Annotated in this window: 17 protein-coding genes; 8 read left to right on the forward strand and 9 right to left on the reverse strand. The window is 63.8% G+C overall.

Annotation, left to right across the window (positions count from 1 at the left end):
- Positions 1–216, forward strand: a 216-nt coding sequence (locus PMN64_RS15100) for a hypothetical protein (RefSeq protein WP_411781204.1), incomplete at its 5' end; no start/stop codon positions are given.
- A 191-nt stretch (positions 217–407) separates the two neighbouring features.
- Here PMN64_RS15100 and PMN64_RS15105 read toward each other — a convergent pair.
- Genes PMN64_RS15105 through PMN64_RS15115 form a run of 3 tightly spaced genes read right to left on the reverse strand, consistent with a single transcriptional unit; the run spans position 408 to position 3,372 of the window.
- Positions 408–1,907, reverse strand: coding sequence for a tripartite tricarboxylate transporter permease (locus PMN64_RS15105; RefSeq protein ID WP_411781205.1), 1,500 nt, complete (start codon positions 1,905–1,907; stop codon positions 408–410).
- On the reverse strand, positions 1,907–2,404 hold the full coding sequence (locus PMN64_RS15110; protein WP_411781206.1) for a tripartite tricarboxylate transporter TctB family protein: 498 nt from the start codon (positions 2,402–2,404) through the stop codon (positions 1,907–1,909). The genes PMN64_RS15105 and PMN64_RS15110 overlap by 1 nt, the downstream gene beginning before the upstream one ends.
- The gene (locus PMN64_RS15115; protein ID WP_411781207.1) at positions 2,404–3,372 is read right to left on the reverse strand and encodes a Bug family tripartite tricarboxylate transporter substrate binding protein; all 969 of its coding nucleotides are present in this window, start codon (positions 3,370–3,372) and stop codon (positions 2,404–2,406) included. The genes PMN64_RS15110 and PMN64_RS15115 overlap by 1 nt, the downstream gene beginning before the upstream one ends.
- A gap of 331 nt (positions 3,373–3,703) precedes the next feature.
- Between PMN64_RS15115 and PMN64_RS15120 the strand changes: the two genes are divergently transcribed.
- The 3 genes from PMN64_RS15120 (at position 3,704) to PMN64_RS15130 (ending at position 5,465) form a co-directional block, all read left to right on the forward strand.
- Positions 3,704–3,937, forward strand: coding sequence for a hypothetical protein (locus tag PMN64_RS15120; protein ID WP_028340954.1), 234 nt, complete (start codon positions 3,704–3,706; stop codon positions 3,935–3,937).
- Positions 3,938–4,046: 109 nt separating this feature from the next.
- Positions 4,047–4,436 (forward strand): PRC-barrel domain-containing protein, encoded by a 390-nt coding sequence (locus PMN64_RS15125; RefSeq protein WP_028340955.1) that lies wholly within the window; start codon positions 4,047–4,049, stop codon positions 4,434–4,436.
- 849 nt (positions 4,437–5,285) lie between these two features.
- Entirely contained in the window at positions 5,286–5,465 is a 180-nt protein-coding gene (locus tag PMN64_RS15130) for a hypothetical protein (protein WP_028340956.1), read from the forward strand.
- A 527-nt stretch (positions 5,466–5,992) separates the two neighbouring features.
- Here PMN64_RS15130 and PMN64_RS15135 read toward each other — a convergent pair.
- Complete coding sequence (locus PMN64_RS15135; RefSeq protein WP_411781208.1) at positions 5,993–6,250, reverse strand: DUF3551 domain-containing protein; 258 nt, start codon at positions 6,248–6,250, stop codon at positions 5,993–5,995.
- Positions 6,251–6,436: 186 nt separating this feature from the next.
- Between PMN64_RS15135 and PMN64_RS15140 the strand changes: the two genes are divergently transcribed.
- Complete coding sequence (locus PMN64_RS15140) at positions 6,437–6,817, forward strand: hypothetical protein (protein WP_411781209.1); 381 nt, start codon at positions 6,437–6,439, stop codon at positions 6,815–6,817.
- A 307-nt stretch (positions 6,818–7,124) separates the two neighbouring features.
- Here the strand turns inward: PMN64_RS15140 and PMN64_RS15145 are convergent, their stop codons facing one another.
- The 4 genes from PMN64_RS15145 to PMN64_RS15160 all read right to left on the reverse strand — a co-directional run bounded on the left by PMN64_RS15145 (position 7,125) and on the right by PMN64_RS15160 (position 9,455).
- Positions 7,125–7,346 (reverse strand): hypothetical protein, encoded by a 222-nt coding sequence (locus PMN64_RS15145; protein ID WP_016845010.1) that lies wholly within the window; start codon positions 7,344–7,346, stop codon positions 7,125–7,127.
- A gap of 20 nt (positions 7,347–7,366) precedes the next feature.
- Complete coding sequence (locus PMN64_RS15150) at positions 7,367–7,597, reverse strand: hypothetical protein (protein WP_016845011.1); 231 nt, start codon at positions 7,595–7,597, stop codon at positions 7,367–7,369.
- Between the two features lie 215 nt (positions 7,598–7,812).
- Positions 7,813–8,331 carry a transcriptional regulator LdtR gene (gene ldtR / locus PMN64_RS15155; RefSeq protein ID WP_028340958.1) on the reverse strand — a complete coding sequence of 173 codons (519 nt, stop codon included), beginning with the start codon at positions 8,329–8,331 and terminating at the stop codon, positions 7,813–7,815.
- Positions 8,332–8,993: 662 nt separating this feature from the next.
- Complete coding sequence (locus PMN64_RS15160) at positions 8,994–9,455, reverse strand: DUF6163 family protein (RefSeq protein ID WP_016845013.1); 462 nt, start codon at positions 9,453–9,455, stop codon at positions 8,994–8,996.
- Between the two features lie 213 nt (positions 9,456–9,668).
- Here PMN64_RS15160 and hemB point away from each other — a divergent pair, with 213 nt between their 5' ends.
- The 3 genes from hemB to PMN64_RS15175 all read left to right on the forward strand — a co-directional run bounded on the left by hemB (position 9,669) and on the right by PMN64_RS15175 (position 12,413).
- Positions 9,669–10,733: a porphobilinogen synthase gene (gene hemB, locus PMN64_RS15165; RefSeq protein ID WP_411781210.1), complete on the forward strand. Its 1,065-nt coding sequence runs from the start codon at positions 9,669–9,671 to the stop codon at positions 10,731–10,733.
- A 259-nt stretch (positions 10,734–10,992) separates the two neighbouring features.
- Positions 10,993–11,550 (forward strand): RDD family protein, encoded by a 558-nt coding sequence (locus PMN64_RS15170; protein ID WP_411781211.1) that lies wholly within the window; start codon positions 10,993–10,995, stop codon positions 11,548–11,550.
- An 86-nt stretch (positions 11,551–11,636) separates the two neighbouring features.
- A complete protein-coding gene (locus PMN64_RS15175; protein ID WP_028340961.1) occupies positions 11,637–12,413 on the forward strand; it encodes an arginyltransferase in 777 nt (258 codons plus the stop codon).
- Here PMN64_RS15175 and PMN64_RS15180 read toward each other — a convergent pair.
- Positions 12,410–13,783, reverse strand: coding sequence for an Nramp family divalent metal transporter (locus tag PMN64_RS15180; protein ID WP_411781212.1), 1,374 nt, complete (start codon positions 13,781–13,783; stop codon positions 12,410–12,412). The genes PMN64_RS15175 and PMN64_RS15180 overlap by 4 nt on opposite strands.
- Between the last annotated feature and the right edge of the window lie 66 nt (positions 13,784–13,849).

The raw sequence follows: 13,849 nt of genomic DNA on the forward strand, positions 1-13,849 counted from the left end.
GGCTCGTCCTTTGCCGACACCGCGAACACTGCACGCGTCCCGGGCGTCGTGCTGGGCGACCTCGCCTTGCATTACGAATGGGGCAACAACTGGCGCGCGGCGCTCAATGTCGTGAACGTCACCGACAAGATCTATGTCGCGAGCTGCGCGACCATCAGCTCCTGCTACTACGGCGATCGCCGCCGCATCACGGCGAGCCTCGCCTACAAATGGTGAGCTGAACTTTCCGTTCACGGAAAATCCTGCGACAGCGAGGCGGCATTCGGCTGCCTCGCTTTTTTCGCCGTCGTCAGGGTGGTGTCAGCTTGTCGCGCTAGGTTTCGCGTCGCGGCGATATTTGCCGTGCCCAGACTGGCCCGCTCCGAAATGCGAGCCCCGGAGCGGGCCTTTTACGGTCTGGTCGCATCCTAATCCTCGTTGGCCTTGAACCGCCCGAGCCCCTTGAGCACGAACGGCGCCAGCAGCGCGATCAGCGCGATGCCGAGCAGCGTCGCCGACATCGGGCTTTGCAGCAGCACCATGGGATCGCCGAGGCTGATCGCCAGCGCGCGACGGAGCTGGCTTTCGGCGATCGGCCCGAGGATCAGCCCGATCACGACGGGCGCGATCGGGAAGTCGAACCGGCGCATCAGAAAGCCCATCACGCCGAATGCCGCCAGCATCGACAGCTCGACGACCGACGGCTTCGCCGCGATCGTGCCCATCGTCGCGAACACCAGGATGCCGGCATAGAGCCAGGGCTGCGGAATCGCCAGCAGCCGCACCCAGAGCCCGACCAGCGGCAGATTGAGTACCAGCAGCATGCCGTTGGCGATGAACAGGCTCGCGATCAGGCCCCACACCAGGTCGGGCCGCTCCGCGAACAACAGCGGCCCCGGGTTGAGGCCGTATTGCTGGAAGCCCGCCAGCATCATCGCAGCCGTTGCCGAGGTCGGCAGCCCGAGCGTCAACAGCGGCACCAGCGTGCCGGCGGCGGACGCGTTGTTCGCCGCTTCCGGCCCTGCGACGCCTTCGATCGCGCCCTTGCCGAATTCCTCGGGATGTTTGGTCAGCCGCCGCTCGGTGGAATAGGACAGGAACGTCGGGATCTCCGCCCCGCCGGCCGGCAGCGCCCCGATCGGAAAACCGAACATCGTGCCGCGCAGCCACGGCTTCCACGACCGCCGCCAGTCCTCCCGCGTCATCCACAGCGAGCCGCGCACCGGCTCGAGCTTCTCCTCGGCGTGATGACGGCGCGAGGCGACATAGAGCGCCTCGCCGACCGCGAACAGGCCGACCGCGAGCGTCGTCACCTCGACGCCGTCGAGCAGCTCGGGGATGCCGAAGGCAAGCCGCGCCTGACCGGTCAGCTTGTCGATGCCGACCAGCCCGAGCGTGAGGCCGATGAACAGGCTGGTGAGGCCGCGGACCGGCGAGTCGCCGAAGGTTGCCGACACCGTGACGAAGGCGACGCACATCAGCGCGAAGTAATCCTCCGGCCCGAAGCGCACCGCGAAATCGACCAGCCATGGCGCGAGGAATGCGAGGCCGATGGTGGCGATGGTGCCGGCCACGAACGAGCCGATCGCCGAGGTCGCCAGCGCCGGACCGCCGCGGCCGGCCTTGGCCATCTTGTTGCCCTCGAGTGCGGTCGCCATCGACGCGCTCTCGCCCGGCGTATTGATCAGGATCGCGGTGGTCGATCCGCCATACATGCCGCCGTAATAGATGCCGGCGAACATGATCAGCGAGCCGCCGGGATCGAGCTTGTAGGTCACCGGCAGCAGCAGCGCGACCGTCAGCGCCGGACCGATGCCCGGCAATACGCCGACCGCGGTGCCCAGGAACACGCCGATCAGGGCGTAGAGCAGGTTCATCGGCTGCATGGCGACCGCCATGCCGTGCGCCAGCGCAGCGAAAGTGTCCATCACAGCAGTCGCTCCAGCGGGCCGGCGGGAAGGCTCAGCGTCAACAGCTTGTCGAACGCGAGATAAATCAGCGTCGTGATCACGAGCGCGATGGCGGTGTCGGCCAGCACGGCGCGGCGGCCGAACGCCGCCGACGTGGTGACGAACAGCGCCGAGGTGGCGAGGATGAAGCCGCCGCCAAGGCCGATGATGGCGATCAGGAGCGCCAGGCCGCCGATGATCAGCCACACCGGTTTCTGATCCATGCTCTCGCGCGGCGGCAGGTTGCCGCGCAGCGCGTCGATCAGATTGCCGACCGCGAGGATGACAAGGCCGATTGCGATGACGACCGGCATCGCCTCCGGCCCCATGCCGTACATCGTGGTCGACGGCAGCTTGCTGGCGTCCCACACCAGCACCGCCGCAAGCCCGGCAAGCGCGGCCGCGATGACCACGCCGGCGCGATCGACGCGCCGCGCCGGCGCGGGCGGGAGATTTTCTGACGCCGCGTCCGGCATCACGACTTCACGAGGCCGACGGACTTCAGCACCTCGGTCACGCGCGTGATCTCCTTCTTCAGGAAATCCGCGAAGGCGTCGCCACCGAGATAGGCGTCATCCCAGCCCTTCTGCTTCAGGATCTCCTTCCAGGCGTCGGACTTCACCATCTTCTCGACCGCATCGCTCAGCACCTTGCGCTGCTCCGGCGTGATGCCGGGCGGTGCGACCACCGAGCGCCAATTGGCCAGCACGAGATCGATCCCCTGCTCCTTGAAGGTCGGGATATCGACGCCGGGCAGTCGGTTCGCCGACGTCACGCCGAGCGCGCGCAACTTGCCGGCCTTGATCTGGCCTTCATATTCGCTGAGGCCGGAAATGCCGGCCGTGACCTTGCCGCCGAGAATGGCTGCAAGCGACTCGCCGCCGCCCGAGAACGGAATGTAGTTGATCTTCTTGGCGTCGGCGCCGACCGTGCCCGCGAACAGCGCCGCCATCACATGGTCGACGCCGCCGGCCGAGCCGCCGGCAAAGGTCACCTTGGCGATATCGGCCTTCACCGCGGCGGCAAGATCCTGCGCCGTCTTGATCGGCGAGTTCGCCGGCACCACGATGACCTGGATCTCCTCGGTGAGGCGCGCGATCGGCGTCACCTGATCCAGCGTCACCGGCGACTTGTTCATGGCGAGTGCGCCCACCATGACGAAGCCGTTCACCATCATCTGGTTGCCGTCGCCCTTGGCGCCGTTGACGAACTGCGCGATGCCGACGCTGCCGCCGGCGCCGGGAACGTTGGTGACCTGGACGCTGCGCGCGACACCGGAGGCGACCAGCGCCTGCTGCATCGAGCGCGCCGTCTGATCCCAGCCGCCGCCGGGCGCTGCCGGCGCCATCAGCTTGAGCTCGAGCTGCTGCGCGGGCGCCGGACCGCTCGCCCCAAGCAACAGCGCGACGACCGCGCCGACCAGGCGCATGTGGGACGGGATCATGGGGCTTCCTCCTGAATTTTCGGAAAGCAGCCTGCCGATCGCCGGCTGCATCCGGTCACGTGATCGCATCGCCACTCGGACGGCGCGGTCCCTTCGGGTCAGGAATCGCTCGCCGATCTCGCGTCTGCGTGTCCCTAGCGACCATTCGCCACAGCCTTCGGCAAGCCGCAGGGCACGGCTAGCCAGTGCTGCAAATCGCCGCACCATCGCCGGTCATTTTTCGCTTGCTTTGATTCGGAGCGGGCCGCCAACGCAAGCCTGGTTCTAGGAACCTTCGCCATTTACTCCCGTTCCACCTCGGCCGATTGGTACGGCTATTGGAGGAGAGAACATGAACGTTAAGACCATTGTCGCGGCAACTTTGCTTGCCGCTTTCGTCACGCCGGCATTTGCAGCGGATGAATTCTACGTCGTGCAAGACGTGAAGACGAAGAAGTGCACGATCGTTGACAAGAAGCCGGTCGACACGACGACCACCGTCGTCAGTCCGTCGGGCACTGTCTACAAGACGCGCACCGAAGCCGAGACCGGCATGAAGAGCGTCAAGGTCTGTACCTCGGACTAGGAGGCGATCGAATGCCAGTCATCATTCTCTGGGCTGTGCCGGCGATCATGGTCATCGGCGGCGGCATCTACCTGATCGGCCATATGCACTGAAGGCAAGGAGACCTCTTATGAAGAAATTGGCTATCGGCTGCATCATGGCCGCAGCGTTCGCTACCGCCGCGCATGCCGCTACCACCATGCCCGCCGCGCCGGCGGACAGTTCGACCATCACCAACTACTACAAGCAGAATGTCTACGACCCGAAGGAATCCAAGATCGGGACCATCGACGATGTACTTGTCGACAAGTCCGGCAAGGTCACCGGTCTCGTCGTCGGTGTCGGCGGTTTTCTCGGCGCCGGCGAGAAGGACGTGATCGTGCCATTCACGGCCGTCAAGTCCCAAAAGAAAGACGACAAGTGGTGGCTCACGCTCGACGAGACCAAGGACAGCCTGAAGGCCGCGCCTGGTTTCAAATACGATCGCGCCAGCACGACCTGGAAGCCGGAGAACAAGTAGCACCGAGGTCCCGCCTGCTCACTGAGGGCAGGCGGGACGCTGCGGCAGATCACTCACGGGATGGCGGCGCTATCGAAGCTCGCCCGAAACGCATCAGGTAATGCGCCAAACAACGAAATGGCCCCAGCACCTTTGGGGGCCTGGAGGCCGGTGCTGGGGCCGTTTGCCTGATCCGGGGCTGAGCTGTTGGAGCCAGGCAGCCCCATCCATCAAGAACCGCGCGGTTCCAGCATTAGCTTATGTAAATCGCTGCGGGATATCCCAAGGCGAGTGTCTTGCGCGCAACAGCCGATTGGCTGGGCAAAGCCGGCAGCTCAGGGCGAAGCCGGCGCGACCGTCGAATGAGGGCCTCGGTGGAGCCCTCGGTCGAATTTCAAGCTAGCAATTCTTACCCTAGCAAAAGCCAGGCCATGGAGGCGATGAGAGCCACAAGCGACACGGTCGCAGCGCTTACAAAGGCAATCTCCACACCGTCGATATGGTGGTGGTTTGTATGCATTGAGCGTCCTCCTAGATGGGTGCCCGCGGACCTTGGGACAGCAGCCACGCCGTCAAATTGGCGGTGGTTTCGTCATGCCGCGCCTGCCTCAACAGGGTCTCTCGCTCTCGACAGGGAGGAAGGTTCTTGGCCCGTTGACGTAGCCGTTTGGCTTCCTGGGCAAGGCGTTCTTCAAGATGGAAAATCTGCCTAACCCGGCGTCGTCGCTTCATGGCTCCTCTCTCCAACGCTGACGTTTGGCTGCCCCAAAGCAAAATCAAAAAGCCCGGGAGCGTGAAAAGTTCCCGCCAGCTTCGCGTCAATGAGATCAGACGGATGGAACTGCCGGAACGGCGTGGAAGTTACAGGACATGGGCATCGCCAAGGACCTGAAGAAGCAGGCCAAGACCGCCGAGCAGGCGGCGGTGCGGACGGCTGACGAATTCGCGGCCGAGCAAATGAAGAACCTCGCCCAGGCCTTCCGGGCTCAGGCCGAGGTCGTCAAGCGAAACAAGAAAAAGAAGAAAGATGAGCTTCACCGTAAAGGCTAGGTGCAAGTTTGGAGAGATCGTGCACCGTCGCGGCACCGCCGAGGCAGCTCTGCGCAAGGCAAAAGAGCTTTCACGATCCCAGTGTTACGACATCCACATCGTGACACCTGAAGGCCGAGACTACGACTCGTCCGAGTTTGGGGATCTTCCCCGCACGCCGTTGGCTGTGCGCGTTGCTCAGAAAGGCCACACCTATCCATAGAGCAGCGGAGGTTTCAAAAAGGCCGGCTCAAAAAACGGCCCCAGCGAGGGGGTACAGGCTGAGGCCGGAGCAACTTGGTGCTCAATTCTAACCTAGACCCGACATCTGCCGCCTCTCCGTCCGGTATCGGCGCTTACGAAGTTGAGGTACCTCTTCTTGGCTACGAAACTCCTGGACCCGCCAGCAGACCAATTGTCGTCAGGATTTTGCATCACCCATCCTGGGGCCAGAGCCATCGCCGCTCGCATGCATTTCAAGCGGGCGGCGTTCGGTTATGAGCGCCCCCTCTCCGCGACCCGCCTTGCGCGCCCGACTGGCGCGACAATCAATAGCGGTTGCGATATCCCCGCCGCTGCTGACCAAATGCCGCGCGAGGATTGATGCCGCAGGTCACGTTCCTTCCGGACGCTGACGCGAGACACTGGGCGCGGGTTCGGTACATGCAATCGCCGGGATAGCCGACGCCGCGCCCCTGCACGCACCAGGGATAATCCCGGGCGCTGGCCGGGCTCACATTTGCCAGCCCTGCAATGCCGAACGCCAGAACGAACGCCAAGACAGCGAATAGGACAGTTGTGCGCATGATTGGCTCCTCGCAAGCAATCGAGGACCAACGGAGCGGCAAGATCAGCGTTCCCTTCGGATCGTGGCCGGCCGGTGAGCAAGATCGCGGGCCGCAGCTGGAGCGGCCGCGCCGAGAGCGAGCGCAGGAACCATGCTCCGTCGGGTCGGTTGTCGGAAACCATCCATCCTACACAAGTCAATTGGCATGCCGTCACGACTGCTTTGGTTTCTGACTTTTCCGGTTCTGGTTGTTCTGGGTGGCTGCGGCGATCAACTCGAGTGCGATTCAATCGAAACCCGGAAGGCCGTGCTCCAGACCATCTCCAACGATCACCGCAATCCGCTTGTCAATTTCGCCGCCAGGGAATCGACGGCAAAGCCCACTGCGGAAAACTCAAAGCCGCAATACCTCCTCGCTGAAAAGATCGTCACGACGTCGGCCAGTGAGGACAAGCGAACATTGCAGTGTAGCGGCGGCATCTCGGTTTCCGTGGGCGACATCAAGGCTTCCAAGGAAGTCGAATTCACCGTGCAGAAATCAAGCGACGGAAAGCTCGCGGTTTCGGTTGCTCCATTTCAGTTTTGAGGTGCGACAAACTCAGTGTCGTCCTGGCGAAAGCCAGGACCCATTACCCCAAATCTCAATTGTTGCGCGACGCTGGGGCCGCGATCCCGTTCATCATCAAATGCGGTGGTTATGGGTCCTGGCTTTCGCCAGGACGACGATCGTGTGTGAGGAACCCGCACCGTCATAGCCAGGTTGGCGATCCAGTACGCCGCGGCCTCTCGGCTCAATCACCGCGGCCTCTGGAATACTGGACCACCCGCTTTCGCGGGTGACGACACCGAACGAGCTGTTTGACAGTTGAACCAGACTGCGAAACCAGGCTGGCTTACAGCCCGGTATACCCGGCCTTGACATGGTCGGTGCTGCCGTCGAGCTGGCGCAGATAGGTCAGCCCACACACCGTCAAGCGATGCGGATCGCGCTCGCCGGCGTCGAACAGCGTCTGCACGTACTCTGTCACCTTGGCGCGCGCTTCGTCGCTTGCAGCGGGCGTGCGGTTGAGCAGCAGATCATACGTCTGCATGATCCGATCGATCGCGGCTTCCATTGAAGTCTCCGGGTTGACGCTCAGGCGACCACCAGCGTCTCGGCCTCGAACTTCGCGATCGCCTTGTTGGCGAGGCGGAGGCGGTTCATCTCGCCGCGCTGGAACAGCTTCACGATGATGCCGAGCAGGCGCTCATTGGTGGCGAAATTGTCGGGAATGGCGCCGGATTTGCGCAGATAGTTCGAGGCGATCGCGTAGGCGTCACCGACGACCTCGACGTTCAGCACCTCAATCCCGCGTTCGAGCAACATATCCCTGCCTCTCCGTTGGCTAACGGATAAGCCGCAGGGAATGCCTTGGTTCCTCGCCGGGGCTCATTTATTTTCGCAGGTGCAGCATGAAAAACGCACCGGCCGGGCATGACCGATGCGTTGACTGGAGCAAGGCTGGACTGGAGCAAGGCTGGACTGGAGGCTGCCGGTCTTCTCGAGCGGCCGGCTTGGCCATCAGGCGAAAACGGGAAGGCTCAGAGGCGATACAGGATCTGGTCGGTCCAGAAGCGCTCGAGGCGATGCAGCGACTTGTTGAGGCTCGCGAACTCCTCGTTCGAGATGCCGCCGACCTGCTCCACCGTCTTGACGTGCTTCTGATAGAGCGCATCGACGATCTTGCGGACTTCCTGGCCCTGCGGGGTCAGCCGAATGCGGACCGAGCGGCGATCGACGCGCGATCGCTGATGATCGAGGAAGCCGAGCTCGACGAGCTTCTTCAGATTGTAGGAGACGTTGGAGCCGAGATAGTAGCCGCGGGTGCGCAGCTCGCCGGCGGTCAGTTCCTTGTCGCCGATGTTGTACAGGAGCAGCGCCTGCACCGAGTTGATGTCGGCGCGGCCGCGACGATCGAATTCGTCCTTGATGACGTCGAGGAGCCGGCGATGCAGCCGCTCCACCAAAGTCAGGGCTTCGAGATAGAGCGGCTGCACCGGAGCTTGATCGGCAGCGCGATCAGCGGCATTCGCCGCCGTTGTCGCAACGGCTTTCATCATGACACTTCCCCTGTTTGTCGTTTTTATCGACTTTATTCGACGAAACTTGTGTCCCGCCTGATAGGTCCAACGTAAGGGGGCCGTTTGAATATCCGCTTAAATAAGAGAATAAAGAGATCATGAATTTAAGACAGTGAATCGTGGATTAAGCCCATGGATCAAAGGCTTTTCGCAACTTTTCATTGACGGTGGCAGACCCTTGTTCACGCTTCGTCTGCCTGCCCTGTCACATTCGGAAACAGCATCGTCTGAATTCGAAACGGTGGCGTAACGGGTATGAGGGAACCCTTTACGGTGACCGATCGGTTACCGGAAAATTCTTTGAAAATTTTATCGGCGTGCATCGGCGGGACGTGCACGCGACGCGCGCAAGCGGTGCTGATCCGGTGCGGGGCCAGACCGGTTCCGCCGTCGGCCCGCGCAAAGCCGGCCGGCACACGCGCCGAGATCCGGTGAAATGGGTCCCGACGGCAGGTCCCGCAGAGACGGTCCCGGAAGGGGTTGTCTCAAACGGATGCGATCTGTCGGAACCCAACTATCAGAACCAGCGATGCTGTCTTCTCGTTGCGCGCACGGCTGCCAAATATTGCCGGCCGCGGCCGGCTATTCGTGGCGCTGTCGCCACGGGGCAACAGTGCATCAGGCCATCGCTGCACGCCGGCCTATGGCGGGCGTTCGCGCGCCGACATCCAGGCCAGCGCGAGATAGGCGGCGAGCATCAGCGCCTCGAGCCCGACCACGGTGAGACTGCCGCCATAGATGCCGGGAAACATCAGCTCGATGACCGCCATCGACACCACGGTGGTCAGCCACACCACGGCGCCCCACGGCGTCGCGAGCCAGAGCCCGACGGCGGCGACGAGCTCGATGACGGCGAAATAGATCGTGGCGGTCTGCCAGGCCATCGACTGGTTCTCGAAGGCCTCCTCCTCGCCGCCGACGAAGCCGGTCACCTGGGCCCAGTGATAGAGGCCCTTGGCGACCGAGACGACGGCCATGATGCGCAGGAAGATGACGAGGCGCCGCGTCCACGCATTGTCGTCCGGCTCGATCCGGTCGGACGAAATCGCGCTCACCGAGATGGCGTTGTCCCGCGCCTGATCGCGTGCAGAGGTGTCAGACATCCGAATCGCCGCAGAGCGGCTGCAAAATGGGGTTCATGGGCGCAGTCTTGGCCCGCCGGGGACGCAAAATCAATTGCCGTTGCGGCAAATCAAGGGCGCCAAGGATGCAATAGCGGCGCAATGACGGCGCCCCTGACAGGTGCTAGAACTGGACTTATATCAGGTCCAGACCTTATCAGGTCCAGAACTGCCGTCCGTCGAGGAGAAGAAGACATGGCGATCAAATTCGGGCGCCCGATCGAACTGCGCGATGCGCCGCGGCGCCAGACTGATGCCCTCGCCTCCCCCTCGCTCGACCTTACGATCCGGATGCGGCGCAATCGCAAGTCGGAATGGGCCCGCCGCCTGGTGCGCGAAAACGTGCTGACCACCGACGACCTGATCTGGCCGATGTTCGTGGTCGATGGCCACAACACTCGCACGCCGGTGGCCTCGATGCCCGGCGTCGACCGGCTCACCGTCGACCAGATCGTCCGCGACGCGGAGCGCGCGGCAAAGCTCAACATTCCCTGCATCGCGCTGTTCCCGTTCACCGAGCCCTCGCTGCGCGACGAGCAGGGCTCGGAAGCGCTCAATCCCGACAATCTGGTCTGCCAGGCGGTGCGCGCGATCAAGAAGGAGTTTCCCGACATCGGCGTGCTGTGCGACGTCGCGCTCGATCCCTTCACCAGCCACGGCCATGACGGGCTGATCGAGGACGGCAAGATCCTCAACGACGAGACCGTTGCGGTGCTGGTGAAGCAGGCGCTGACCCAGGCCGAGGCCGGCTGCGACGTGATCGCGCCGTCGGACATGATGGACGGCCGGATCGGTGCGATCCGCGAGGCGCTCGACGACAACGGCTTCGGCGACGTGCAGATCATGTCCTATGCGGCGAAATACGCCTCCGCTTTCTACGGGCCGTTCCGCGACGCAATCGGCTCGGCCAAGACGCTGACCGGCGACAAGCGCACCTACCAGATGGACAGCGCCAATTCCGACGAGGCGCTGCGCGAGGTCGAGCTCGACATCGCCGAGGGCGCCGACATGGTGATGGTGAAGCCGGGCATGCCCTATCTCGACATCGTCCGCCGCGTGAAGGACCATTTCGCGATGCCGACCTTCGTGTACCAGGTGTCCGGCGAGTACGCGATGATCGCGGGCGCCGCCGCCAATGGCTGGATCGACGGCGAGCGCGCGATGATGGAGAGCCTGGTCGGCTTCAAGCGCGCCGGCGCCGACGGCATCCTCACCTATTTCGCGCCGAAGGCCGCCGAAAAGATCAAGGCGGAGAGCTGATAGTTTCCTCCGCCGTCATTGCGGGGAGCTCGCGACAAAATTGCAAAGCAATTTTGCACTGAAGCGACGATGCTATCCATGCCGCCGCGAGCTCAGCAATGCGTTGCTTCGCTCCGCTCGCAATGACGGCGTGGAGGTAGAACCGCTCAATTCAGCCGCCGAATCGCCGGAATATTTCGGCTAGTTAATGTTCGCGCAGGCTTGGCGAACGCGCCTCCTGTTCCCATCTCCTGCGCGGGACTTTCATCGGAGGTTGGTCATGTCCTACGGCAATGACGGCGGCACCTGGCGCAATGAGGCCTGGAGCAACGACGGCGGCGTTCCCCCGCATGCGTTCGATCCGTTGATGCAGCCGGACCTGTTCCGCGGCGTGCTGACGCGGCGCGTGTTTGCATTCCTGATCGACCTGTTCGTGCTGTCGGTGCCGGTGATCCTCGCGGTGATTTTCATCGCGGTGTTCGGCCTCGTCACGCTCGGTCTCGGCTGGGCGCTGTTCTGGCTGGTCTCGCCGGCCTCGATCGTCTGGGCGATCGTCTATTACGGCGCCTCGATCGGCGGGCAGCACTCCGCCACCATCGGCATGCGCATGATGGATCTGGAACTACGGACCTGGTACGGCGCGCGCGGCTATTTCGTGCTCGGCGCCACCCACGCGGTGCTGTTCTGGGTGACGATCTCGTTCCTGTCGCCGCTGGTGCTCCTGATCGGGCTGCTCAACGGCCGCCGCCGGCTGCTGCACGACATCATCCTCGGAACCGTCATTATCAACAGCTCGGTCCGGACCCCGGTCGCCCCGGCCGCGCGGGCCTCCTATTAGGCCCGCCTAAACCAATTGACCGTTAGCCTCAGGGGGGCGATGCTCACTCGGCTGCCTTTATTGTTTGTGGAGCCCGACGATCTGACGTGACCCAGCATTCGCGTGATACTCCCCAGTTCTATTTGACGGCGCCCTCGCCCTGCCCGTATTTGCCGGGCCGACACGAGCGGAAGGTTTTTACGCACCTGGTCGGCGACAAAGCGGGCGATCTCAACGACTTGCTGACCCATGGCGGCTTCCGCCGCAGCCAGTCGATCGCCTACCGCCCGGCCTGCGACCAGTGCCGGGCCTGCGTCTCGGTCCGGGTGATCGCCAACGAATTCCGCCCCTCCCGCAACTTCCGCAAAGTGCTGGCCCGCAACGCCGACGTCATCGGCGAGCAGCGCACCGCGGTGCCGACCTCGGAGCAATATTCGGTCTTCCGCGCCTATCTCGACCGCCGCCACCGCAACGGCGGGATGGCCGACATGACCGTGCTCGACTACGCCATGATGGTCGAGGACAGCCATGTCGAGACCCGGATCATCGAGTACCGCAAGCGCAATGCCGACAGCGCGATCACCGGCCGCGGCGACGAGCTGATGGCGGTGGCGCTGACCGACGTGCTCAGCGACGGGCTGTCGATGGTCTATTCGTTCTTCGAGCCCGGGCTGGAGGCCCGCTCGCTCGGCACCTTCATGATCCTCGACCACATCGCCCGCGCCCGCCGGCAGGGCCTGCCCTACGTCTATCTCGGGTACTGGATCGAGGGCTCCAAGAAGATGGACTACAAGGGCCGCTTCCTGCCGCAGCAGCGGCTTGCGCCGTCGGGCTGGCTGCGCGTCGATGCCTCAGGCGAGGTCTTGGCCGAGCCGCAGGACTAGCTGCCGAAGAACGTATCGATCAGCAGCTTCACGTTCAGGATCACGATCAGCCCGGCAACGATCCACGCTGCCACCGCGACGGGGCGCGAAATCGCGAACACGCCCATCTTGCGCTTGTCGGACACGAAGCGCACCAGCGGGATCACCGCGAACGGCAGCTGCATCGACAGCACGACCTGGCTGAACACCAGCAGCTGCGCCGTGCCGCTTTCGCCATAGAGCGCGGCGACCACGATGACCGGGACGATCGCGATACCCCGCGTCACGACCCGCTGCAGCCAGTCGGGCAGCCGCAGATCGAGAAAGCCCTGCATCACGATCTGTCCGGCCAGCGTCGCGGTCACCGTCGAGTTGAGGCCGGACGCCAGCAGCGCCACGGCAAACAGCGTCGAGGCGATGCCCAGGCCGAGCAGCGGCGAGAGCAGTTCGAACGCCTGGTCGATCTCGGCGACATCGGAATGGCCGCTCTTGTGGAAGGTCGCGGCCGCCAACACCAGGATCGCGGCATTGACGAACAGCGCCAGCATCAGCGCGATGGTGGAATCCGTGGTCGCCCACTTGATCGCGTCGCGCCGCCCCTCCTCGGTGCGCGGATAGGCGCGGGTCTGCACGATCGAGGAGTGCAGATAGAGATTATGCGGCATCACGGTGGCGCCGATGATGCCGATCGCGATGTAGAGCATCTCCGGATTGGTGACGATCTCGCGCGACGGGATGAAGCCGCCGAGCACGGCGGCAACCGGCGGCGCGGCGGCGGCGATCTGGACGACGAAGCAGACCGCGATGACGATCAGGAGCGCGATCACGAAGGCCTCGAGGAAGCGGAAGCCGCGGTTCATCAGGAGCAGCAGCAGGAACGCATCCAGCGCCGCCAGCAGCGCGCCGCCGATCAGGGGAATGCCGAACAGCAGCTTGAGCGCGATCGCGGTACCGATCACCTCGGCGAGGTCGCAGGCGATGATCGCGGCCTCGCAGGCAAGCCACAGCAGCAAATTCACCGGGCGCGAGTAGGTCGCGCGGCAGGCCTGGGCGAGATCGCGGTCGGTGGCGATGCCAAGCCGCGCGGCGAGCGCCTGCAGCAGGATCGCCATCAGGTTGGAGAGCAGGATGACCGACAGCAGCGTGTAGCCAAACTTCGATCCGCCCGCGAGGTCGGTGGCCCAGTTGCCGGGGTCCATATAGCCGACCGAGACCAGGTAACCCGGCCCGGCGAAGGCCAGCAGCCGCCGCCACCAAAGGCCGCCTGACGGCACCGCGACGGTCGCGTTCACCTCCGGCAGGCTGCGCACATGTCCGGCATCGCCCCGCCAGCCGCCTGGCACGGCATTGGGAACGGAAACGGAAGACAGTTCAGGGGTCCGAGCATCCATCCGACAAGGATGGCCGATCTCTCCCGTTATTGCAACTCATTTGCAACTGCATCTAGGCTCACGAAA

Source organism: Bradyrhizobium sp. UFLA01-814 (assembly GCF_046718885.1).
Lineage (GTDB): Bacteria > Pseudomonadota > Alphaproteobacteria > Rhizobiales > Xanthobacteraceae > Bradyrhizobium > Bradyrhizobium elkanii.

Excerpts from the sequence above, each read along its gene's own strand:
- PMN64_RS15180 (WP_411781212.1), bottom strand. The coding sequence starts at position 13,783 with ATGGATGCTCGGACCCCTGAACTGTCTTCCGTTTCCGTTCCCAATGCC.
- PMN64_RS15115 (WP_411781207.1), bottom strand. The coding sequence starts at position 3,372 with ATGATCCCGTCCCACATGCGCCTGGTCGGCGCGGTCGTCGCGCTGTTG.
- hemB (WP_411781210.1), top strand. The coding sequence starts at position 9,669 with ATGGCGATCAAATTCGGGCGCCCGATCGAACTGCGCGATGCGCCGCGG.
- PMN64_RS15125 (WP_028340955.1), top strand. The coding sequence starts at position 4,047 with ATGAAGAAATTGGCTATCGGCTGCATCATGGCCGCAGCGTTCGCTACC.
- PMN64_RS15150 (WP_016845011.1), bottom strand. The coding sequence starts at position 7,597 with ATGTTGCTCGAACGCGGGATTGAGGTGCTGAACGTCGAGGTCGTCGGT.
- PMN64_RS15160 (WP_016845013.1), bottom strand. The coding sequence starts at position 9,455 with ATGTCTGACACCTCTGCACGCGATCAGGCGCGGGACAACGCCATCTCG.
- PMN64_RS15145 (WP_016845010.1), bottom strand. The coding sequence starts at position 7,346 with ATGGAAGCCGCGATCGATCGGATCATGCAGACGTATGATCTGCTGCTC.
- PMN64_RS15135 (WP_411781208.1), bottom strand. The coding sequence starts at position 6,250 with ATGCGCACAACTGTCCTATTCGCTGTCTTGGCGTTCGTTCTGGCGTTC.
- PMN64_RS15120 (WP_028340954.1), top strand. The coding sequence starts at position 3,704 with ATGAACGTTAAGACCATTGTCGCGGCAACTTTGCTTGCCGCTTTCGTC.
- ldtR (WP_028340958.1), bottom strand. The coding sequence starts at position 8,331 with ATGATGAAAGCCGTTGCGACAACGGCGGCGAATGCCGCTGATCGCGCT.
- PMN64_RS15110 (WP_411781206.1), bottom strand. The coding sequence starts at position 2,404 with ATGCCGGACGCGGCGTCAGAAAATCTCCCGCCCGCGCCGGCGCGGCGC.
- PMN64_RS15130 (WP_028340956.1), top strand. The coding sequence starts at position 5,286 with ATGGGCATCGCCAAGGACCTGAAGAAGCAGGCCAAGACCGCCGAGCAG.
- PMN64_RS15140 (WP_411781209.1), top strand. The coding sequence starts at position 6,437 with ATGCCGTCACGACTGCTTTGGTTTCTGACTTTTCCGGTTCTGGTTGTT.
- PMN64_RS15105 (WP_411781205.1), bottom strand. The coding sequence starts at position 1,907 with ATGGACACTTTCGCTGCGCTGGCGCACGGCATGGCGGTCGCCATGCAG.
- PMN64_RS15170 (WP_411781211.1), top strand. The coding sequence starts at position 10,993 with ATGTCCTACGGCAATGACGGCGGCACCTGGCGCAATGAGGCCTGGAGC.